Genomic DNA, 20,626 nt, shown 5'->3' with positions numbered 1-20,626 from the left:
CATCGCCCGCGCGAGCCTCTTTCACGAGCAGACCGGCGCCGTCCCGCGGCCCGTTGAAGACCTGAGACAGCAGACGACAGAGGGGAAAAACATGCGTCTGAACTTCCTTCCCGTGCTTGCCGCCGCTCTCGTCGGCGGGCTTCTCGCCGGTGGGCTCACCACCAACCCGGCCGGCGCGCAGGAGCTTGAGCTGATCAAGCCCGGCACGCTGCTCATCGCCACCGAGGGCACCTATCCGCCCTTCTCCATGCGCACGCCCGACGGCCAGCTCGACGGGCTGGAGATCCGCGTCGGCAAGGAGATCGCCCGCCGGCTCAACCTCACCTACGAGCCGGTGATCATCAAGTGGGAGGCGCTGCTCGTCGGCCTCGCCGCCGACCAGTACGACTTCGCCTCCGACGCCATGGACATCACGGCCGAGCGCCAGAAGCAGGTGATGTTCGCCGATGGCTGGCTGGAATCGGGCGGGCGTGTCATCACCCGCAAGGATTCCCCGATCAAGGCGCCGGCCGACATCAAGGGCAAGACGGTCGGCGTGCTGGTCTCTTCCAGCTGGCAGAAGCTGGCGGAAGAGCGCGGCGCCACGACCAAGGCCTACAAGGCCGAGTCGGATGCCATCCAGGATCTGGTGAACGGCCAGATCGATGCGGTCATCACCGATTCCATCGCCGCCGCCTATGCGATCGAGGCCTCCAAGCTGCCGCTCGTGCTGGTGCCGGACTATCTCAGCCACATCCAGAAGGGTTTCCCCTTCAAGAAGGGCAAGCCGAACCTCGTCAAGGCAGTGAACAAGGCGCTGGCGGACATGATCGCCGATGGCACCTATGCCAAGCTCACCACCCCGCTCATCGGCTATTCGCCGGCTCCCAAGGATCCGATCAAGACGCAGTTCTGATCCATCCCGTCGCCCGCCCGGCCGCGTTCCGACGCGGTCGGGCCCCACGAGTTGGATCCGCCTCTAAACGATCGATAGAGAACGCGTTACCTGATCGGATGGCGTCGCGATCCGATCGGCGCGTGTTCTCGCCGCAGCAGAGTTTCCCATGTCGATTCCCGCCCCCCGAAAGCCCGCGACCGGCCTTGTCGAAGAGCGCGAGGAAAGCCTCAGCCAGATGGCCTATAACGACCTTCTGGACCGGCTGATCCGGCGCGAGATCCCGGTCGGCGCGGTGCTGCAGGAGCGCCGCCTCGCCGAGGCTCTGGCCATTTCCCGCACGCCGGTGCGCGATGCGCTGAACCGGCTGGAGAGCGAGGGCTTCATCACCCGCAAGCCCGGCGGGGTGCTGGTGGTGAAGGAGTTCTCGACCCGCGAACTGATCGAGACCCTGCATGTGCGCCAGATCCTGGAGGGCGAGGCGGTGCGACTGGCCGCCGGGCGCATTCCGCTGGCCGAGCTCGACGCCGCCGAACAGGCGATCCGTGCCCTGATCGCCGCGCCGATGCCGAGCGCCGAGCGGGACTGGGAAGTCGACACCCGGTTTCATTCCATGATCGCCACGCGCAGCGGCAATGCCGTGCTGGCCAAGCAGATCCACGACCTCAGGCTCAAGACGCACATGTTCAACATGGACCGCGTGCCCGAACGCTTCGAGATCGGCCATCGCGAGCATCTCGCCATCATCGAGGCCCTGCGCCGAGAGGACCGCGACGGCGCCCGCGCCGGCATCCAGACCCATATCGAGAACGTCAAGCTGAGCATCATCGCGAAGCTCAGCGCCATCTGAGGAACGACCATGTCGGCCGAGAAGATCAACGAACAGACCCGGGGCGTCTACATCATTTCGCCCACGCCCTTCACCGAGACGGGCGAGGTGGATTTCGCCAGTACCGATTCGCTCATCGATTTCTATTTCGAGACGGGCGTGACCGGCATCACCATTCTCGGGGTGCTGGGCGAGGCGCCCAAGCTCGCCCCGACCGAGGCGCGCGCTTTCCTCGAACACGTCATGAAGCGGGTGGACGGGCGCAAGCCCATCGTGGTGGGTGCCTCCAATCCCGGCACGGACAATCTGGTGCGCTTCGCGAAGACGGCGATGGACCTTGGCGCGGCCGGGCTCATGATCTCCCCGCAGCCCTTCCTCAAGACCGATGACCAGGTGTTCGGATACTGGGCGGAAGTGCTCACGCGGCTCGGGCCGGACGTGCCGGTGTGCTACCAGGACTACCCGCAGACCACCAACACGGTGAGTTCGGTCAGCGTGCTCCACCGGCTGATCGACGCTTTCCCGAACTTTGTCATGCTCAAGCATGAGGAAGGCTCGGGCCTGCCCAAGATCACCAGGCTGCGCGAGCGCTCCGACAAGGGCGAGGGGCGGCGCGTGTCGATCCTCGTCGGCAATGGCGGGCTCTACCTGCCGCAGGAACTGCGCCGCGGCGTCGATGGCGCCATGACTGGCTTCGCCTATCCCGAAATGCTGGTGGGCGTGGTGGAGAAGTTCCATGCCGGCGATGTCGAGGGCGCCGAGGACCTGTTCGACATCTATCTGCCGATCCTGCGGCACGAGCAGCAGATGGGCTTCGGCCTCGCCATTCGCAAGGAAGTGCTGAAGCGGCGCGGCATCATCGCCTGTTCCGACACTCGCCATCCCGGCCCGAAGCTGACCGCGCGCGACCACCAGGAGCTGACCGAGCTCATGGAGCGGCTGCAGCGCAAGCTGCACGGGTGACGCGCCATGGATCTGGGATTTGAAGGACGCACCGCGCTGGTGCTCGGCGCGAGCCGGGGCCTCGGCCTTGCCATTGCCCGCACGCTTGCACGCGAGGGCGCCGTCGTCATCCTGGCGGGGCGCAACGCGGCCGCGCTGGAGGAGGCCGCCGCCGGCATTCGTGCGGCCGGCGGCACGGCCCGCATCCAGCGGCTCGATCTCGCCGACCGCGCCTCGGTGCTGGCGGCGCTCGAGACGCTGGCGGGCGAGCCGATCGACATTCTCGTGAACAATTCCGGCGGCCCGCCGCCGGGCCCGGTCGCGAGCGTGGCGCCGGAGGTGTGGAGCGCGCAGTTCGAGACCATGGTCTCGGCCATCTTCCTCGTGACGGCGCGGCTGCTGCCGGGCATGCGCGCGCGCGGCTTCGGGCGCATCGTCAACGTGGTCTCGTCCGGCGTGGCGCAGCCCATCCCCAATCTCGGCATTTCCAACGCGCTGCGCGCCTCCATCGTCGGCTGGGCCAAGACCCTGGCCGGCGAGGTGGCGGCGGAGGGGGTGACGGTGAATTCCGTGCTGCCCGGCCGCATCCATACCCAGCGTGTCGACGAGCTCGACGCGGCGGCCGCCACCCGCACCGGCCAGGATGTGGAGCAGGTCGCGGCGGCCTCCCGCTCCACCATTCCGATGGGGCGCTACGGCACGCCGCAGGAATTCGCTGACGTCGTCGCCTTCCTCGCCAGCGCGCGCGCGAGCTACATGACCGGCTCGACCGTGCGCGTCGACGGCGGCGCCATCCGCGGCATCTGATGTTGGCGGTGTCCGAAAAGTTTCTCGGTCCGAAGGGGCTTCCATGGCTTCGCTCTGCCTGATCCTCCAGCGCATTCACGATGACGGGCCGGCCCTTTTGCGCGCTGCCGGCCATGACAGCCGGCTGTCCCGCTCGCTGGAACGAGAGGCGCTGGCCGGGGAGATCGCCGGTGCGCGCGCCGTGCTGACCCGCGACGCGCGCGTCGACGCGGCGCTGATGGATGCCGCGCCGGGGCTGGAGGTCATCGGCGTGCATGGCGCGGGGGTCGACAATGTCGACCTCGCGGCCGCCACCGCGCGCGGCATTCTGGTGGTCAACACGCCGGGCGCCAATGCGCGCTCGGTGGCGGAGCACGCGCTGGCGCTCGTGTTCCATCTCGCCAAGTCGCTCGGTCCGGGCGACCGGGCGGCGCGGGCGAGCGACGGGACGTTCAAATATCGCTCCGCGCTGACCGAGCTGGAGTGCGCGATTTTCGGCGTCGTCGGCTTCGGCGCCATCGGGGCGGCCACCGCGCGCCTCGCGCGGGCGCTCGGCATGGAGGTCGTGGTGTGGACGCGGCGGCCGGCCGATCCGGCGGTGGCGGCGGCGGGCTTCCCCCAGATCGCCGCGCTCGACGACCTGCTGGGCGTGGCCGACATCGTCTCGCTGCACCTGCCCGGCGGGGAGGGCACCCGCCACCTGATCGGCGCGGCGCAGATCGCCCGCATGAAGCCCTCGGCCCTGCTCATCAATACCGCGCGTGGCACGGTGGTGGATGAGGCCGCGCTGGCGGTAGCGCTGCGCGAGGGGCGTATCGGCGGCGCCGGCCTCGATGTGTTCGAGGTCGAGCCGCTGCCGCCGGCCTCGCCGCTGATCGGGCTCGACAATGTGGTGCTGACCCCGCACGTCTCCGGCTCCACGCAGGCCGCGCTCAAGCGCACCGCGACCGTGCTAGCGGGAGAGGTGATCGCCGCGCTGGCCGGGCGCCGGCCCACCCATCTGGTCAATCCGCAGGCGTGGACCGCCCGCCGCATCGGGGCGCGGAGCGAGGCCGGGGCGTGAGCGCGCTCGACGCGGCCACCGCCTTCGCCGAAGGCCTGTTCGAGGAGCTTCGCGTCAACACGACCGATGCGCCGGGCATTACCCGGGCGGCCTATGGCGCGGGTGAGGAATTCGCTCATGCACGGGTGCGCGCGGCGGGCCGGGAGCTCGATCTGGATGAGGCGACCGATGCCGCCGGAAATCTCTACCTGACGCTGGCCGGCACCACGCCCCAGCTTCCGGGCTGGATCCTCGGTTCGCATATGGACAGCGTGCCGCATGGCGGCAATTACGACGGCGCCGCCGGCGTGCTGGCCGGGCTCGCGGTGGTCCACGCGTTGCGGCAGGAAGGCCGGCGTCCCGAACGCAACCTCACCGTGATGGTGATTCGCGCCGAGGAGAGCACGTGGTTTCCCGTCTCCTATCTCGGCAGCCGCGCGGCCTTTGGCGGGCTCCCGCGCGAGGCGCTGGAGGCGCGCCGGGCCGATAGCGGGCTGACGCTGCGTGAGCATATGGAGCGGCTCGGCCTTGATCCGGAGGCGGTGGCGCGCGGGAAGGCGTTTCTCGACCCCGCGCGCATTCACGGCTTCATCGAGGTGCATATCGAACAGGGGCCGGTGCTGGAGCGCGCGGGCGTGCCGCTGGGTCTTGTGACCGGCATTGCCGGCTCGTTCCGCTATCGCCACGGGCGATGCCTCGGCGCCTACGGCCATTCCGGTGCCGTGCCGCGCGCCTACCGGCAGGATGCGGTGCTCGGCTTCGCCCATCTAGTCGCCGCGCTGGAGACCAGCTGGGACGGGCTGGAGCGCGAGGGCCTTGGCGCCACCATCACGTTCGGCGAGGTGGCGACCGATCCCGTCCAGCACGCCTTTTCCAAGGTGCCCGGCGAGGTCGGTTTCTGCCTCGATGTGCGCAGCGAAAGCGAGGGCGTGCTGGAGCGGCTCCATGCCGAACTGATGGCCCATGCCGACGGGATCGCGCAGCGGCGCGGCGTGCGCTTCGAGTTCGGCGCACGCACCGGCAGCACCCCGGCCATCCTCGATCCGGCCCTCAGGGGGGAGCTTGCGCAGGCGGCAGGGCGCGCCGGGTTGCGCGCGATCGAGATGCCGAGCGGCGCCGGGCACGACACCGCCACCTTCGCCGCGCAGGGGGTGCCCGCCAGCCTCATCTTCGTGCGCAACCAGCATGGCAGCCACAACCCGCTTGAGGCCATGCGGATGGAGGATTTCGCCGCCGCGGTGCGGCTGCTGCTGGCGTTTCTGGCTGGCCGGCCGGCGTGAGGCGCGCGCGGGGCTGGCGCTGATTGCCTCCCGGGCATCCCTGTGGTAAACGCAATTCATCATGAACACTGCGAACCAGGGAGGGGCGCGAATGACTATTCAGTTTCGTCAGCCCGTCCCGGCTGTGAAGCCGCACGGCTAGTTCGGCAGGCTGCGGAGCCGCGCTCCCCCGCCATACCGTCCCTATTCCCCGCGCTGAGCCCGTTTCCTTCGCAGGAGAGGCGCGTCTTTCGCGCCTGCGTTTCCCATGTCCTTCTCGTCCAAACGCGGCAGCGACGCGCTGCGCGACGTCCTTGCCTTCACGTTCCGCCACTGGGCGCGCCGCTGGCCGATGGCGGCCGGCATCGGCGCGGCCATCGTGCTCGCGACGCTGACCGAGATCTTCGTGCCGCTCTATGCCGGCCGGCTGATCGACGCGCTCGCGGCCGGCAAGAGCGAGGCCCCCGCCGCGCTGGAGGCTTTCCTCATGATGGCGGGCCTCGGCCTAGTCATGGTCGTGCTACGCCATCTCGCCTGGTGGGGCGTGGTGCCGCTGACGCTTCACATCATGTCGGATGTGGTGCGCGAGGCGTTCCACCGGGTGCAGCGCTTTTCCAGCGACTGGCACGCCAACAGCTTCGCCGGCTCCACCGTACGCAAGATCACCCGCGGCATGTGGGCGCTGGACGTCATCAACGACGTGATCCTGCTCTCGCTGCTGCCCTCCGTGGTGGTGCTGGTCGGCACGGTGCTGCTGCTGATGCTGCACTGGCCCCTGATGGGGCTGGTGATGGCGGTTGGCGCGCTGGCCTATGGCGCGCTCACGGTCACGCTCGCCACCCGCGTCGTGGCCCCGGCCGCGCGGCTCTCCAACGCGTGGGACACCCGTATCGGCGGCATCCTCTCCGATACGCTCGGCGCCAATCAGGTGGTGAAGGCGTTCGGCGCCGAGGCGCGCGAGGATGCGCGGCTGGCTGCCGTGGTCACGCGCTGGCGCCTGCGGGTGCGGCGCACCTGGACGCTCGCGACCTGGAGCGCCAGCGGCGAATTCGCGCTGCTCTGGGTGGTGCGCACCACCGTCACCGCCACCGCGCTGTGGCTGTGGTGGCAGGGCCGTGCCACGCCCGGCGACGTCACCTATGTGCTGACCACCTATTTCGTGCTGCACGGCTATCTGCGCGAGATCGGCCAGCATGTGCACAACCTCCAGCGCGCGGTGAACGACATGGAGGAGATGGTCGACCTTCACGGGCTCACAGCCGGCGTCGCCGACCGCGACGCGGCGGCGCCTCTGGCGGTGCGGGGCGGCGAGGTGCGCTTCGATCACGTCACCTTCCACTATGGTCGCCATGCCGCGCCGCTGTTTGCCGGGCTCGACGTGCGGATCCCGGCCGGGCAGCGCGTGGGGCTGGTCGGGCCGTCCGGCTCGGGCAAGACCACCTTCGTCAAGCTGCTGCAGCGGCTTTATGACGTGAGCGACGGGCGGGTGCTGATCGACGGGCACGATGTGCGCGAGGTGGCGCAGGCCTCGCTGCGCCAGCAGATCGCGATCGTGCAGCAGGAGCCGATCCTGTTTCACCGCACGCTGGCGGAGAACATCGCCTATGCCCGGCCCGGTGCCAGCCAGGGGGAGATCGAGCGCGCGGCACGGCTCGCCAACGCGCATGACTTCATCGAGCGGCTGCCGAAGGGCTACCGCACGCTGGTCGGCGAACGGGGCGTGAAGCTCTCCGGTGGCGAGCGCCAGCGGGTGGCGATCGCCCGCGCCTTCCTCGCCGATGCGCCGATCCTCATTCTGGATGAAGCGACCTCCAGCCTCGATTCCGAGTCCGAGGCGGCGATCCAGCAGGCGATGGAGCGGCTGATGCAGGGGCGCACGGCCATCGTCATCGCGCACCGGCTTTCCACGGTGCGGGCGATGGACCGCATCCTGGTGTTCGAGCACGGCCGCATCCTTGAGGACGGCCGGCATGAGACGCTGCTCGCCAAGGCGGGAGGGCGCTACCGTCGGCTGTTCGAGCGCCAGTCGGATGGCATGGCGCAGATCGCGGCCGTGGAGGATGATGAGGAGCCGGTGGTGGGTTAGGTGTTGTCGCCAAGAAGGTTGCTCGGCCTTGTTCATCGGGCCGCGCGCCGCCGAGGGCGGATGGGTCCCGCGCATGCATCGCACGTTCGAGGAGGCAACCATCGCCGGTTCGCGGACATCTTGCCGAGGCCGTCGTCGCTGACCGATTCGTCGCTTCCCTTGGCACGAGCGCGCAATGATCGGACGATGTGACCGTGAGCCGGCGCACAGGATGATCCGGTATCCAGCATCGACGGGGCGTTGTTCCTCCCACCGCAGATCCTCGCCGGATGACGCGAAGCGTCCCCCCTCCAGCCTTGCTCCTCCACGACCCCAGGGCCGATCTGCGGGCCGTGTGCGCTTCCCAGGGGGTGAATAGCGCGACCATCGTGCCGGTCAGCTCCCAAAACCTGTCCCGAACATGGCTTGGGCAGGCTCCCGAGGGGCGTTGTCGAGAAGCGGGGCGGGATGACGCCCCACAGATAGAGGCTGGCTGATCCATGGCCGCGCCCCGGTGAAAGCTACTGTCCCGGTGCGCGGCTGGAGGGCTTCGATCCAGCCCGGATCGAGAAATCCGGCACTGCGGCTTGCATGCGGCCTCGACCATCGAAATACCCGATGGTGGGTCACTCCACCTGTGCAATGCGGCGCGCGGGGGCTTGAAACTACCCCCGTCGTGCTTCTAAGGTGCGCCCGCTCAGAGCGGGCGTAGTTCAATGGTAGAACGGCAGCTTCCCAAGCTGCATACGAGGGTTCGATTCCCTTCGCCCGCTCCAGCGTTTCTTCACAACTCGGTGTCATGGTCGGTCTCGAATGATTGCGAGGCCTTTTTGCCGTGCGAGTTCGCTCCCCGTCGTCGCGCGGCTGATGTAATTTGCGGGGCTTTGTCTGGCCGGGCTGCCGGCATGGGCTGGTGGCGGGCCGGCCGGGTGGGTTGGAGGAGGTTGATGATGCGTCTCGTTCCGTTGTCTGTTGCCATCGTGCTGTCGGCCTGTTGCATGGTTCCGGCAGCCTTTGCCCAGTCCATGCCCAACTCGCTGAACATGAGCTGTGCCGCTACGGCGGCGCTGGTGCGCGAGAGGGGGGCTGTCGTCATTGGCACCGGTCCCAACCTGTTCGATCGCTATGTCGCCAATCAGGGCTATTGCAGCGCGCAGGAAGAGGTGGCGGCGCCGTCCTGGATCCAGACGCGCGACCAGTCCCAGTGCTTTGTCGGCTATCGCTGCCGCGAGCCCTATCAGCGGGGCGATTGAGGCGCGCCTTGGTCGGCCATTGTTGAACCCTCCCGCGGATGAGATGCGATGCACCTGCCGGACCATGGCCGCTACGATTATCGGCCCATCACCCGTCGTCCGGATTTCCGCTGGCCGAAGGGGGAGGGGCTGGCCGTCTATGTCGCGGTGAATCTGGAGCACTTCGCCTTCGGAGAGGGACTTGGCGCCGCGCTTGTCGCCCCGACGCCGCAGCCCGACGTCGCCAATTTCAGCTGGCGCGACTATGGCAACCGCGTCGGCGTGTGGCGGCTGATCGCGCTGCTGGACGAACTGGACCTGCCGGCCTCGGTGCTCGTCAACAGCGCCATCTACGAGTATTGCCCCGAGGTGGTCGCGGCGTTCCGGGCGCGTGGGGACGAGATCGTCGGCCATGGGCGCAGCAACAGCGAGCGCCAGGGCGACCTGCCGGAGGAAGGCGAGGCCGCGCTGATCGCCGAGGCGACGGCGGTCATCGCGCAGGCGGAGGGTGCGCCGCCGGCCGGCTGGCTGGGACCGTGGATCTCGCAGAGCCGCGCCACGCCGGACCTGCTGGCCGAGCAGGGCTATCGCTACCTGCTCGACTGGTGCATGGACGACCAGCCGGTGTGGATGCGCGCGCGCGGCGGCGGGCGGATCCTGTCCGTGCCCTATCCGCAGGAGCTGAACGACATTCCCGCCATCATGGCGCGGCAGATGGAGGCGCCGGCCTTCGCAGACATGATCATCGACCATTTCGAGGAGATGCTGCCCAATGCGCGGCGGGCGCCGCTGGTCATGGGGCTGGCGCTGCATCCCTATATTGTCGGCCAGCCGCACCGGATGCGCCATCTGCGGCGGGCGCTCGCCCATATCGCCGATCAGGCGGATCGCATCTGGATCGCCCGCGCCGGCGATATCGCCGAGAGCTTCATGGCTCAGGTGCCGGAGGAGAGGCCCGGGGACACCGAGCCGATGGCGGCCGGCAGGGCCGGGGACACCGAAACCTCCCCGGGAAACGCCGCATGAGCCTCGATAGCGTACGCGCCTTCCTCGCATCGAGGGCGCCGGATATTGCCATTCTCGAACTGGCGCAGAGCACCGCCACGGTGGCCGAGGCGGCGGCGGGGCATGGGGTGGCGCCGGCGCAGATCGCCAAGACGCTGTCGCTGCGCGTCGGCGAGCGCCGTTTCCTTCTGGTGACGGGTGGCGAGGCGCGGCTGGACAATGCGAAGGCCAAGGCGACGTTCGGCGGCAAGGTGAGCCTGCTCGGGGTGGAGGAGGTGCTGGCGTTGACCGGCCACCCCGTGGGCGGCGTCTGCCCGTTCGGCCTCGCGACGGCGCTGCCGGTCTATTGTGACGTGTCGCTGCAAAGGTTCGAGGACGTGGTGCCGGCCGCCGGCTCCACCAACAGCGCGCTGCGGATCGCGCCCGCCCGCCTCGCCGAGCTGGTCGACGCCTCCTGGGTCGACGTCTGCCGGTAGCGTGTGTCTTGCCGGCGGGCTCAGCCCTGCGCGGCGACGAAGGCGTCGATCCGCTCGCGGTTGAGCGCGAACCATTGCAGCGCGACGAGCACGAAGGAATTGCCGATCGCGCCGGGAAACGGCGCGGTCAGCTGGGCCAGCGCGTCCGCCACCGGCACCAGGAAGGGGCGGGTGAGCTCGTTTTCGCCCGGTTCGCCCGCCTGTGCCGGCACCTGGCGGGAATCGACCAGAGCGAGGAACAGGCTGGCCTGTTCGTCGGTGACGCCCGGGCTCGGCATGAAGGTGAGCATCGGCAGCAGCGCGCGCGGGGCGACGCCGATCTCCTCGCGGCACTCGCGCCGTATGGCGGGTTCGGCGGCTTCGCCCGGCTCCACCAGACCGGCGGCGAGTTCGACGATCTCGCCGGCGCCTCGCGCGAGATGCGCGGTCACGCGGAACTGGCGGATGAGCACGAAGCAGGCGCATGCGGGATCATAGGCGAGTGCGGCGACCACGGGGCCGACGCGCAGGATGTCGCGCGTCTGCTCCAGCGGGGCCTCGCCCGCGTCCGCGAGGGTGATCTCGAAGCGCTCATAGGGGCGGAACCCGCCGTCATCCAGCCGGACCGGGCCTTGCAGGGTGAGTTCGACCGCGCGGTCGGCCAGTTCGCCGATCCCGGCACGCGCGATCATGGCTGCACCCCGGCCGGCAGGCCCGCCGGCATTCCCGCCGCGTCCGTATCCAGGTTGAAGGCGGCGGCGAACAGCGTGCGCGTGTACTCGGTCTTCGGCGCGGCGAACAGTTCGGCGGCGGCGCCTTGCTCGACCACCACCCCCTGCTTCATCACCAGAAGCGTCGAGGCGAGCGCGGCGACCACGCGCAGATCGTGGCTGATGAACATGTAGGTGAGGTCGCGGCGCTGCTGCAGATCGCGCAGCAGATCGACGATCTGCGCCTGCACGATCATGTCGAGCGCGCTGGTCGGTTCGTCGAGCACGATGAAGGAGGGTTCCAGCACGATGGCGCGGGCGATGGCGACGCGCTGGCGCTGCCCGCCGGAGAATTCGTGCGGGTAACGGTGGCGGGTCTCCGGCTCCAGGCCGACATCCCGCAAGGCGGCGACCACGCGGGCATCGCGCGCGTCGGCGTCCAGCTGGGGCTGGTGCACGCGCAGGCCCTCGCCGATGATGTCGGTGATCGACATGCGCGGGGAGAGCGAGCCGAACGGGTCCTGGAACACGATCTGCATTGCGTGGCGCTGCGCGCGCATCTCGCCATAGCCGAGCGTGTCGATGGGCTTACCCATGAAGACGATCGGACCCTCGCTGGAGATGAGCCGTAGCAGCGCGAGGCCGAGCGTGGTCTTGCCGGAGCCGGATTCGCCCACCACGCCGAGCGTCTCGCCGCGGCGAATGGCGATGGTCACACCATCGACGGCCTTGATGTGGCCGACCGTGCGGCGCAGCACGCCGGCCTTGATCGGGAACCACACCTTGAGGTCGTTGGCCTGCAGCACCAGTGGGGCTTCCGGATGGGGCGGGGCGGGGTTGCCGCGCGGCTGGGCGGCGATCAGCGCCCTTGTATAGGCATGTTCCGGATTGGCGAAGATATCCGCTACCGGCCGCGCCTCGACGATGCGGCCATGGTTCATCACGCAGACCCGGTCGGCGACCCTGCGCACGATGCCGAGATCATGGGTGATGAACAGCATGGCCATGCCCAGCCGCTGCTGAAGCTCCTTCAGCAGCGTGAGGATCTGCGCCTGCACCGTGACATCGAGCGCGGTGGTCGGCTCGTCGGCGATCAGGAGCTTGGGCTCGTTGGCGAGCGCCATCGCGATCATCACGCGCTGGCGCTGGCCGCCGGAAAGCTGGTGCGGGTAGGAGCCGAGCCGCGTCTCCGGCTCCGGGATTCCCACCTCGGTGAGCAGTTCGATCACCCGCGCCCGCGCCGCCGGCCCGCGCATGCCCCGGTGCAGGAAGAGGATCTCGCCGATCTGCTGCTCCACCGTGTGCAGTGGATTCAGCGAACTCATCGGCTCCTGGAACACCATGGTGATGTCATTGCCGCGCACGCCCCGGATGGCGTGCTCGTCCATGGCGAGCAGGTCCTGCCCCTCGAACAGGACACGGCCGGAAGGGTGCGAGGCGGCGGGATATTGCAGGAGCTTGAGGATGGACAGGGCGGTGACGGACTTGCCCGAACCCGATTCCCCCACCAGCGCCACCGTTTCCCCGCGCCCGACAGCGAAGGACACATGATCCACCACGAGCGTAGTGCGCTCCCCCTGGGTGAAGGCGACGGAGAGGTCCTCGACGGAGAGGAGGGGGGAGTCGTTCAAGACATCATCTCGATGAAAGCGGCCAGGTCGGCGCCGTGGGTGTCCCATACGGGCAAGCGGGTGCCTGATTGAAGACGCTTGTCGCTGCTCAATATCTGCGTGCAGGAAGCGCGTTCAGCGGTGGCAACATGGATGGCATCGGGCAGTTTCAGCCCCTTGTGATGCGCCAGGATACGTGCGGCGTCTCTTAGAATGTCGAGCGATATGGGAATGGTAGCAACGGCCTCTCCGCCTCCGGCAAGCAGATTGTTATACGCCGCGACCAGCGCCTCGTCCCGGTCCCGTATCGGCTTCACGAGCAACTCGGCCAAGGTAAGTTCGCTCGTCACGGAGGCGATCGGTAAATTACTGCGGCCTGCTCGCTGCAGAACCATTCCGAAAGCCTCAGCTGTGCGGCCAGGTGTCTCCACAGCCTCGATGAACGCATTTGTGTCTAAGTAGAATCTCACCGGTTCAGTCGCCCCATTCGTCGCGCAGGGCACGGATGCGGGCAACAGCCTCGTCGGTCGTGGTTCCGCGCCTTCCCACCGAGGCACGGGCTTGTTCGATGGTCATAGGTTGCGGGTTCCGAAGAATGGCGTCGATCCTGTCATCCGCCTCGCTTCCGGGAACCACTTCCGTCACCAAAGTCACGCGCACATGCGTGCCCTCGATGCCTTCCCGCAGATCCTCGGGCAGCTTCTCGACCGGGTAATGCTCGCGCACGATCTTGTTCATCGCCCTTCTCCTCGCGCCGATCCTACCACGGTGCTCATTCGAACGTCTTCCTCGGGTCGAAGGCGTCGCGCACCGCCTCGCCGATGAAGATCAGCAGGCTCAGCATGAAGGCGACGGTGAAGAAGCCGGTGAGGCCGAGCCAGGGCGCCTGCACGTTCGACTTGCCCTGCGCCAGCAATTCGCCGAGCGAGGGCGAGCCGGGGGGAAGGCCGAAGCCGAGGAAGTCGAGCGCGGTGAGCGTCATCACCGAGGAGGAGACGATGAAGGGCAGCATGGTGAGCGTCGCCACCATCGCGTTGGGCAGCATGTGCCGCCACATGATGACGCCGTTCGACACGCCGAGCGCGCGCGCCGCCTGCACGTATTCGAAATTGCGCGCGCGCAGGAATTCCGCCCGTACCAGCCCGACCAGCGACACCCAGGAGAACAGCAGGAGGATGCCGAGCAGCACCCAGAAGCCGGGGGCGAGGATCGACGAGATGATCAGTAGCAGGTAGAGCGCGGGGATCGAGGTCCAGATCTCGATGAAGCGCTGGAAGATGAGGTCGGTCCAGCCGCCGAAATAGCCCTGTACCGCGCCCGCCGCGACGCCGATGGCGGAGGAGATGATGGTCAGGATCAGGCCGAACAGCACGGAGAGGCGAAAGCCGTAGATGAGGCGGGCCAGCACGTCGCGGCCCTGGTCGTCGGTGCCCAGCCAGTTCCATTCCAGCGCGCCGCAGCCCCCGGTGCGGCCGAGCTTCTCCACCACCGGGGCGCATTGCGCGTCGGTCAGCATCCAGGTCGGCGGGGAGGGGGCAGGGGTCGGCAGGTCGAGATTATGCGTGGAATAGCTGTAGCGGATCGGCGGCCAGATCATCCAGCCGCCCTTCTCAGCGATCAGCTTCTTGAGATAGGGGTCGCGATAATCCGCCTCGGTCTCGAAATCGCCGCCGAACGTGGTCTCGGGATAGGCGACCAGACCGGGGAAATAATAGCCGCCGTCATATTCGACCAGGAACGGCTTGTCGTTGGCGATGAACTCGGCGCCCAGCGTTACGACGAACAGCACCGAGAAGATCCAGAAGCTCCACCAGCCGCGCCCGTTGCGGCGGAAATTGGCGAGGCGGCGCTGGTTGATCGGCGACAGCCGCGGGCGGCGCGGCGCGGGCCCGATGGCGGCGGTTGTGGGGTTCGTCGGGGTCGTGGGGGGCGTCGTGGCGGCGTCCATCATCAGACGTCCCGCGTGTCGAAGTCGATGCGCGGATCGACCCAGGTATAGGTGAGATCGGAGATGAGGTTCACCACCAGGCCGACCAGCGAGAAGATGTAGAGATTGGCGAACACCACGGGATAATCGCGGTTCAGCACGCTCTCGAAGCCGAGCAGGCCCAGCCCGTCCAGCGAGAAGATGGTCTCGATCAACAGCGAGCCGGAGAAGAAGGCGGCGACGAACGCGCCGGGAAAGCCGGCAATGATGATCAGCATCGCGTTGCGGAACACATGGCGATAGAGCACCGAGCGTTCCGACAGGCCCTTCATCCGCGCGGTGACGACATATTGCTTGCGGATCTCGTCGAGGAACGAGTTCTTGGTCAAGAGCGCCATGGTGGCGAAGGCGCCGAGCACCATGGAGATGATCGGCAGGGCGAGATGCCAGAAATAATCGAGGATCTTGGCGCCCAGCGACATCTGGTCCCAATTGTCGGAGGTGAGCCCGCGCAGGGGGAACCACGAGAAGAACGAGCCGCCGGCGAACAGGATGATCAGCAGGATGGCGAACAGGAAGCTCGGTATGGCGTAGCCGACGATGATCACCGCCGAGGTCCACATGTCGAAGCGCGAGCCATCGCGCACGGCTTTGGCGATGCCGAGCGGGATCGAGATGGCGTAGGTCAGCAGCGTCATCCACAGACCGAGCGAGATCGAGACCGGCATCTTCTCCAGGATGAGGTCGATGACCGAGATGTCGCGGAAATAGGAGCGCCCGAAATCGAAGCGGGCATAGTCCCACAGCATCTTGCCGAAGCGCTCATAGGCGGGCTTGTCGAAGCCGAACTGCTTTTCCAGTTCCTTGATGAAGGCGGGGTCCAGCCCCTGCGCGCCGCGATATTTCGAGGCGGTGGGGTCGCCCGCCTGCGCGCCGCGCGCCCCGCCGCCGAAATCGCCGCCGCTGCCGGAAATGCGGGCGGTGGCATCGGTGCCCTCGCCGGTGATCTGCGAGATCACCCGCTCGACCGGCCCGCCCGGGGCGAATTGCACCACGATGAAGGAGATCAGCATGATGCCGATGATGGTCGGCACCATCAGGGCGAGGCGGCGGACGATATAGGCGAGCATGCGATCAGGCTTTCTCCGCCGGGCTTCCTCAGCGAGCGGCGCACAGGGTGGCGGTCGTCGGCATTGGCGTCAACTTAACGTCCTGTTAGGTCGATCCGTCATCCCGCCGACTTCTGTCGCGCCGACCAGATTCCCGGAATCGCCCGGTCATAGGTCGGGCGCGGAACGGAGGGCCAGCCGAACTCATCCCAGAAGGCAATGCGGAACTCGGCCGAATACCAGTGCGGCACCCAGTAGCGCCCCGCCCGCAGCCGGCGGTCCAGCACATGGCAGGCGGTGCGCAGCTTGTCCCGGGTGTCGGCCAGGATCACCTGTTCGATCAGCAGGTCCACCACCGGGTCCTGGATGCCGGACAGGTTGTTGGAGCCCGGCGTGGCGGCGGCGCGCGAGCCGAAATAATTGCGCAGCGATTCGCCCGGCACGGTGGAGACCGAGAAGCGCCGCACCGTCGCGTCGAAGTCGAAATCATTCAGCCGCCGCTGGTATTGCGGCGAGTCGACGAGGCGGAAATGCGCCTCGATGCCCAGCAGCTTGAGGTTCTTGATGAAGGGAGAGGTGTGGCGCTCCAGCCCGTTCTCGTCGTCGAGGAACTCGATGGTGAGCGCCTGCCCCTGCGGGTCGACCAGCCGGCCGTCCTTGATCACCCAGCCGGCCTCGCGCAGCAATTGCGTCGCCTTGCGCAGCAGCGTGCGGTCCTGCCCCGAGCCGTCCGAGACCGGCGGCGTCCAGGGCTCGCCCGTGAGCACGGCGACATCGGCGGCGGTGAGCTTGTCGCCCAGCCGCTCGATCAGCGCGATCTCCTGCGGCCCCGCCGGGCCTTCCGCCTTCAGGTCGGAATTCTCGAAGAACGAGGTGGTTCGCCTGTAGAGGTCGAACATCAGGTTCTTGTTGGTCCACTCGAAGTCGAACGCATAGGACAGCGCCTCGCGCACGCGCGGATCGGCAAATTGCGGGCGGCGGAGGTTGAGGAACCAGCCCTGCGCGCCCGAGGGCGTTCGATCGGGCAGCACGGCCTGCTTGACCTTGCCCTCGCGCAGCGCCGGGAAATCATAGCCGGTGGCCCAGGTGCGCGCGGTGAATTCCTGCCGGAACAGATAGGCGCGCGCCTTGAACGCTTCGAAACCGACCTCTCGATCGCGGAAATACTCGTAGCGGAGCGTGTCGAAATTGTTCACCCCGGCATTCACCGGCAGGCCCGCGCCCCAGTAATCCGCCACGCGCTCATAGGCGATATAGCGGCCCGGCTCGAAGCGGCCCACCTTGTAGGGCCCCGAGCCGAGCGGGGGATCGAGCGAACTGTCCTCGAAGGACTTCACGCTGTAATAGGCGCGCGAGAAGATCGGCAGCGAGGCGGCGAATAGCGGCACGTCGCGCGCGCGGCCGGGCGAGAAGGTGACGACGGCGACCTCCTCGCCCTCCGCCTCCGCGCCTTCCATCTGCCGCAGGTTCTGGCCGATGACCGGGTGGCCCTTCTCCTTCAGCACGTTGAGCGAGAAGGCGACATCCTCGGCGGTCAGCTTCGTGCCGTCGTGGAAGCGTGCCTCGGGGCGCAGGCGAAAGCGGTAGACCGTGCCATCCGGCGAGATGGACACGCTCCTTGCCACCAGCCCGTAGACCGCGTCCGGCTCGTCGAAGGCGCGGACCATCAGCGAATCGAAGATCAGGTCGATGCCCTGCGCGCCATCGCCCTTGAGGATGTAGCCGTTCAGCGAGTTGAAGGTCTGGAACGACTGGTTGAAGGCCGCCGTCGAGCCGACCTGCGAGAAGCTGCCGCCCTTGGCCGCGCCGGGGTCGACATAGTCGAAATGGGCGAAATCGGCGGGGTATTTCAGGTCGCCGAAGGCGGAAAGGCCGTGCACCTCGCCACCGGGAATCGGTGAGGCCGGCGCGGCGGCCGGCGCCGGGGGCGAGCCTTGCGCGAAGGCGCCGCGCGGGCGCACCAGCAGCGCACCGGCTCCCGCACCCGTCGCGAGCGTGAGGATGGCGCGGCGGGAGAAAGGAACGCTCACGGCGTTCCCCCGGTCTGCGCGGCCTTCTGCGCGTCCCACCACCAGATGTCGGGGAAGCCGAAGGAATATTCCGGCAGGGTTGAAGGCCGGCCGAAGCGGTTCCAGCGCGCGGTGCGCGTGTTGGGGTAGTTCCAGCTCGGCACCACATAGTCATGCGCCAGCAGCACGCGGTCCAGCGCATGGGTGGCGGCGACCAGTTCGTCGCGGTCCCGGGCGTAGATCACCTTCTCGATCAGCGCGTCGATACCGGGGTCCTTGATGCCGGCATAGTTGCTCGAACCTTCGCGATCGGCGGCGTTCGAGCCCCAGAAATCGCGCTGCTCGTTGCCCGGCGACAGCGACTGCCCCCAGGCGGCGATGATCATGTCGTAATCGCGCGAGCGCAGCCGGTTGATATATTGCGAGGTGTCGACCTGCCGAACCGTGACGGTGATGCCGAGCCGTTCCAGCCCCGGCTTGTAGAACAAGGCAACGCGCTCGAAGGCCGGGTTGCCGATCAGGAACTCGATGGTGAAGGGCTCGCCCTTGGCGTTCACCAGCTTACCGCCCTTTATCTCGAAGCCGGCCTGCCGCAAGAGGTTTGCCGCCTCGCGCAGATTGCTGCGCCGCAGACCCTCGCTCCAGCCTTCCGGGTTGGTGTAGGGCGTGGTGAAGACGGAGGCGGGCACCATGTCCTTCACGCTCTCCAGAATCTCCAGTTCCTTGCCCTGCGGCAGGCCGGAGGAGGCCAGTTCGGTGTTCTGGAAATAGCTCGACGTGCGCTTGTACTGGCCGAAGAACAGCGTGCGGTTCATGCCGTCGAAATCGAGCGCGAGGTTGAGTGCGCGGCGCACCCGCTGGTCCTGGAACTTCTCGCGCCGCAGATTGGGGATGAAGGCCTGCATCTGGCCAGAGGCGCGGTTGGCAAACTCCTCCAGGATCACCTTGCCCTGTTTCACCGCCGGGAAATCATAGGCGGTCGCCCAGTCCTTGGCGGAGGTCTCGACGCGGAAATCGTACTGGTCGCCCTTGAAGGCCTCGAGTTCCACCGTGTTGTCGCGGAAATACTCGTAGCGCTGCTCGTTGAAATTGTTGGTACCGACATTCACCGGCAGGTCGCGGCCCCAGTAATCCGGCACCCGCTCGTAGGAGATGGTGCGGCCGGGCACCACCTGCTTGATCTTGTAGGGGCCCGAGCCGAGCGGCGTTTCCAGCGTCGTTTGGCTGATATCGCGCGGCTTGCCGGAGGCGTCGGTGCCGGTCCACCAGTGCTTGGGCATGACGCGGATCTGCCCGACGATCTGCGGCAATTCGCGATTGCCCGCCTGATCGAAGGTAAACGTCACCTCGCGCTCCCCGGTCACGGCGGCGGATTTGACGTGGCTGTAATAATAGGCCTGCCGCGGGTTGTTCTTGGTCAGCTGCTCGAACGACCACACCACGTCTTCCGCGGTCACCGGCTGGCCGTCATGCCACTTGGCCTCCGGGCGCAGGCGATAGGTTACCGAGGCGAAATCGTCGGGGTAGCTCACCGCTTCCGCCAGCAGGCCGTATTCGGTCGCCACCTCGTCGGAGGAGGGCGCCATCAGCGTGTCGTAGATCAGCTGAAGGCCGACCACTGGCGTGCCGCGGGTGACGATGTCGTTCAGCGAATCGAAAGTGCCGTCATAGGAGAGGCGCAGCAGCCCGTCCTTGGGAGCGTCCGGGTTCACATAGTCGAAATGCTTGAAACCGTCGGGGTATTTCGGCGTGCCGAGCAGCGAGAGCGCGTGATGCCATACGCGCGTCTGCGCCACAGGGCTCGCGGAGGGAGAGGGCTGCTCGGCCGCCGCCGGGGCCGCCGCTGGAGCCGTCTCTTGCGTCGTCGCCGGTGCCGCCTCTTGCGCCCGTGCCGGCCCGGCCAGCAGGGCCAGCCCGAGCAGGGCCGCACTCAGCATTGCCGTCCCGGGATTCGCGGCAGGGGCGCGGCGTGGCGCGCGGCGGAGAGCGGGGCGGGTGTTCATTCAGGCTCCTCGTGGCAGGCGGATGGTGCCCCGTATGGCGGCGCAGCCGCGCCGGACGACCGTTCGCCGGATTATGAACCGTTACGTTCCGAAAAGAATAAGGCCGGGGCGCGAAGCGCCGCCGGCCTGACGGAAACGTGAATTTCGAAGCCACCCAACGCGAGGGCTCCCGCCCGGCGTCCGATCAGTTGGCGGGCGCGGGAGCGGCCGCCGGGGCCGGCGCGGCGCCGGGCGTGGGCAGCGGCTGCGGGCTGTGCGAGAGCGTGTTGAGATAGACTAGCAGGTCGGCGCGCTCGGTTTCCTTGGCGATGCCGGCAAAGCCCATGGCGGTGCCGGGAATGACGGCCTTCGGGTTCTTGATGAAGGCGGCCAGTTGGTCGAAGGTCCAGGTGCCCCCATGCGCCTTCAGGGCGGCGGAATAGGCGAAGCCCTCCGCGCTGGCGACCGGACGGCCGACGATGCCGTAGAGGTCCGGGCCCACCTTGGCGCCGGCACCTTCCACGAAATTATGGCAGGCGGCGCACTTCTTGGCCACGGCGGCGCCCTTCTCGGCGCTGGCGCTGCCGAGCAGCTCGGCGATCGGCACCTCCGCCGGCGCGGCCGCCTGGGCGGACCCGGTCGAGGTTTCCTGCACGACGATCTCGAAGCCCGGCTTTTCCGGCGCGTGGCTGGAAAAAAGGATATCGGCAAAAACGTTCAGGCCGAGCGTGAAGGTCAGCACGCCCAGAACTGCCCCAGCAATCTTGTTCAGCTCGAAGCCGTCCATTGA

General features: G+C 67.8%; 19 protein-coding genes and 1 tRNA gene. 11 read left to right on the top strand and 9 right to left on the bottom strand.

The genetic code is table 11. The annotated features are described in order from the left end of the window. Positions 1 to 91 precede the first annotated feature (91 nt). The 11 genes from FHS55_RS21065 (at position 92) to FHS55_RS21015 (ending at position 10,510) form a co-directional block, all read left to right on the top strand. Positions 92 to 895, top strand: coding sequence for a transporter substrate-binding domain-containing protein (locus tag FHS55_RS21065; RefSeq protein WP_183191795.1), 804 nt, complete (start codon positions 92 to 94; stop codon positions 893 to 895). Between the two features lie 148 nt (positions 896 to 1,043). Then, positions 1,044 to 1,724, top strand: coding sequence for a GntR family transcriptional regulator (locus tag FHS55_RS21060; protein WP_183191793.1), 681 nt, complete (start codon positions 1,044 to 1,046; stop codon positions 1,722 to 1,724). A gap of 9 nt (positions 1,725 to 1,733) precedes the next feature. Then, positions 1,734 to 2,666, top strand: coding sequence for a dihydrodipicolinate synthase family protein (locus tag FHS55_RS21055; protein WP_183191792.1), 933 nt, complete (start codon positions 1,734 to 1,736; stop codon positions 2,664 to 2,666). Between the two features lie 6 nt (positions 2,667 to 2,672). Beyond that, entirely contained in the window at positions 2,673 to 3,452 is a 780-nt protein-coding gene (locus FHS55_RS21050; protein ID WP_183191790.1) for an SDR family oxidoreductase, read from the top strand. Between the two features lie 43 nt (positions 3,453 to 3,495). Next, a complete protein-coding gene (locus FHS55_RS21045) occupies positions 3,496 to 4,494 on the top strand; it encodes a hydroxyacid dehydrogenase (protein WP_183191788.1) in 999 nt (332 codons plus the stop codon). Then, entirely contained in the window at positions 4,491 to 5,753 is a 1,263-nt protein-coding gene (locus FHS55_RS21040; RefSeq protein WP_183191787.1) for a Zn-dependent hydrolase, read from the top strand. Before FHS55_RS21045 ends, FHS55_RS21040 begins: the two co-directional genes overlap by 4 nt. Positions 5,754 to 6,000: 247 nt before the next feature. Next, positions 6,001 to 7,818 (top strand): ABC transporter ATP-binding protein, encoded by a 1,818-nt coding sequence (locus FHS55_RS21035; protein ID WP_183191786.1) that lies wholly within the window; start codon positions 6,001 to 6,003, stop codon positions 7,816 to 7,818. Positions 7,819 to 8,499: 681 nt separating this feature from the next. After that, positions 8,500 to 8,573 (top strand) — tRNA-Gly (locus FHS55_RS21030). A gap of 171 nt (positions 8,574 to 8,744) precedes the next feature. Next, positions 8,745 to 9,050: a hypothetical protein gene (locus tag FHS55_RS21025; protein ID WP_183191784.1), complete on the top strand. Its 306-nt coding sequence runs from the start codon at positions 8,745 to 8,747 to the stop codon at positions 9,048 to 9,050. 48 nt (positions 9,051 to 9,098) lie between these two features. Beyond that, positions 9,099 to 10,055: a polysaccharide deacetylase family protein gene (locus FHS55_RS21020; protein WP_183191782.1), complete on the top strand. Its 957-nt coding sequence runs from the start codon at positions 9,099 to 9,101 to the stop codon at positions 10,053 to 10,055. Beyond that, positions 10,052 to 10,510: a YbaK/EbsC family protein gene (locus FHS55_RS21015; protein WP_183191780.1), complete on the top strand. Its 459-nt coding sequence runs from the start codon at positions 10,052 to 10,054 to the stop codon at positions 10,508 to 10,510. The genes FHS55_RS21020 and FHS55_RS21015 overlap by 4 nt, the downstream gene beginning before the upstream one ends. Positions 10,511 to 10,530: 20 nt before the next feature. Here the strand turns inward: FHS55_RS21015 and FHS55_RS21010 are convergent, their stop codons facing one another. From FHS55_RS21010 to FHS55_RS20970, 9 genes are all read right to left on the bottom strand, one after another. Beyond that, the gene (locus FHS55_RS21010) at positions 10,531 to 11,181 is read right to left on the bottom strand and encodes an NUDIX domain-containing protein (RefSeq protein WP_183191779.1); all 651 of its coding nucleotides are present in this window, start codon (positions 11,179 to 11,181) and stop codon (positions 10,531 to 10,533) included. Then, positions 11,178 to 12,878 (bottom strand): ABC transporter ATP-binding protein, encoded by a 1,701-nt coding sequence (locus FHS55_RS21005; protein WP_183191778.1) that lies wholly within the window; start codon positions 12,876 to 12,878, stop codon positions 11,178 to 11,180. Before FHS55_RS21005 ends, FHS55_RS21010 begins: the two co-directional genes overlap by 4 nt. After that, complete coding sequence (locus tag FHS55_RS21000) at positions 12,827 to 13,279, bottom strand: PIN domain-containing protein (protein WP_183191777.1); 453 nt, start codon at positions 13,277 to 13,279, stop codon at positions 12,827 to 12,829. Before FHS55_RS21000 ends, FHS55_RS21005 begins: the two co-directional genes overlap by 52 nt. A 4-nt stretch (positions 13,280 to 13,283) precedes the next feature. Then, entirely contained in the window at positions 13,284 to 13,547 is a 264-nt protein-coding gene (locus tag FHS55_RS20995; RefSeq protein ID WP_183191775.1) for a hypothetical protein, read from the bottom strand. 34 nt (positions 13,548 to 13,581) lie between these two features. Beyond that, complete coding sequence (locus tag FHS55_RS20990) at positions 13,582 to 14,757, bottom strand: ABC transporter permease (protein ID WP_183191826.1); 1,176 nt, start codon at positions 14,755 to 14,757, stop codon at positions 13,582 to 13,584. Positions 14,758 to 14,759: 2 nt separating this feature from the next. Then, a complete protein-coding gene (locus FHS55_RS20985) occupies positions 14,760 to 15,866 on the bottom strand; it encodes a microcin C ABC transporter permease YejB (RefSeq protein WP_183191772.1) in 1,107 nt (368 codons plus the stop codon). A 98-nt stretch (positions 15,867 to 15,964) separates the two neighbouring features. After that, the gene (locus tag FHS55_RS20980) at positions 15,965 to 17,875 is read right to left on the bottom strand and encodes an extracellular solute-binding protein (protein WP_343056309.1); all 1,911 of its coding nucleotides are present in this window, start codon (positions 17,873 to 17,875) and stop codon (positions 15,965 to 15,967) included. Continuing rightward, on the bottom strand, positions 17,872 to 19,791 hold the full coding sequence (locus tag FHS55_RS20975) for an extracellular solute-binding protein (protein WP_183191770.1): 1,920 nt from the start codon (positions 19,789 to 19,791) through the stop codon (positions 17,872 to 17,874). The genes FHS55_RS20980 and FHS55_RS20975 overlap by 4 nt, the downstream gene beginning before the upstream one ends. 250 nt (positions 19,792 to 20,041) lie before the next feature. Then, positions 20,042 to 20,623 (bottom strand): c-type cytochrome, encoded by a 582-nt coding sequence (locus FHS55_RS20970; protein ID WP_183191768.1) that lies wholly within the window; start codon positions 20,621 to 20,623, stop codon positions 20,042 to 20,044. Positions 20,624 to 20,626: the final 3 nt, after the last annotated feature.

The sequence above is a fragment of the Ancylobacter tetraedralis genome, assembly GCF_014195655.1.
Lineage (GTDB): Bacteria > Pseudomonadota > Alphaproteobacteria > Rhizobiales > Xanthobacteraceae > Ancylobacter > Ancylobacter tetraedralis.
The sequence above is the reverse complement of the archived record's forward strand: the minus strand, read 5'-3'. Positions and strand labels throughout refer to the sequence as shown.

Bases quoted from the DNA above. Each gene is read 5' to 3' on its own strand.
- FHS55_RS21065 (WP_183191795.1), top strand. From the start codon at position 92: ATGCGTCTGAACTTCCTTCCCGTGCTTGCCGCCGCTCTCGTCGGCGGG.
- FHS55_RS21060 (WP_183191793.1), top strand. From the start codon at position 1,044: ATGTCGATTCCCGCCCCCCGAAAGCCCGCGACCGGCCTTGTCGAAGAG.
- FHS55_RS21055 (WP_183191792.1), top strand. From the start codon at position 1,734: ATGTCGGCCGAGAAGATCAACGAACAGACCCGGGGCGTCTACATCATT.
- FHS55_RS21050 (WP_183191790.1), top strand. From the start codon at position 2,673: ATGGATCTGGGATTTGAAGGACGCACCGCGCTGGTGCTCGGCGCGAGC.
- FHS55_RS21045 (WP_183191788.1), top strand. From the start codon at position 3,496: ATGGCTTCGCTCTGCCTGATCCTCCAGCGCATTCACGATGACGGGCCG.
- FHS55_RS21035 (WP_183191786.1), top strand. From the start codon at position 6,001: ATGTCCTTCTCGTCCAAACGCGGCAGCGACGCGCTGCGCGACGTCCTT.
- FHS55_RS21025 (WP_183191784.1), top strand. From the start codon at position 8,745: ATGATGCGTCTCGTTCCGTTGTCTGTTGCCATCGTGCTGTCGGCCTGT.
- FHS55_RS21020 (WP_183191782.1), top strand. From the start codon at position 9,099: ATGCACCTGCCGGACCATGGCCGCTACGATTATCGGCCCATCACCCGT.
- FHS55_RS21015 (WP_183191780.1), top strand. From the start codon at position 10,052: ATGAGCCTCGATAGCGTACGCGCCTTCCTCGCATCGAGGGCGCCGGAT.
- FHS55_RS21010 (WP_183191779.1), bottom strand. From the start codon at position 11,181: ATGATCGCGCGTGCCGGGATCGGCGAACTGGCCGACCGCGCGGTCGAA.
- FHS55_RS21005 (WP_183191778.1), bottom strand. From the start codon at position 12,878: ATGGGACACCCACGGCGCCGACCTGGCCGCTTTCATCGAGATGATGTC.
- FHS55_RS20995 (WP_183191775.1), bottom strand. From the start codon at position 13,547: ATGAACAAGATCGTGCGCGAGCATTACCCGGTCGAGAAGCTGCCCGAG.
- FHS55_RS20990 (WP_183191826.1), bottom strand. From the start codon at position 14,757: ATGGACGCCGCCACGACGCCCCCCACGACCCCGACGAACCCCACAACC.
- FHS55_RS20985 (WP_183191772.1), bottom strand. From the start codon at position 15,866: ATGCTCGCCTATATCGTCCGCCGCCTCGCCCTGATGGTGCCGACCATC.
- FHS55_RS20975 (WP_183191770.1), bottom strand. From the start codon at position 19,791: ATGCTGAGTGCGGCCCTGCTCGGGCTGGCCCTGCTGGCCGGGCCGGCA.
- FHS55_RS20970 (WP_183191768.1), bottom strand. From the start codon at position 20,623: ATGGACGGCTTCGAGCTGAACAAGATTGCTGGGGCAGTTCTGGGCGTG.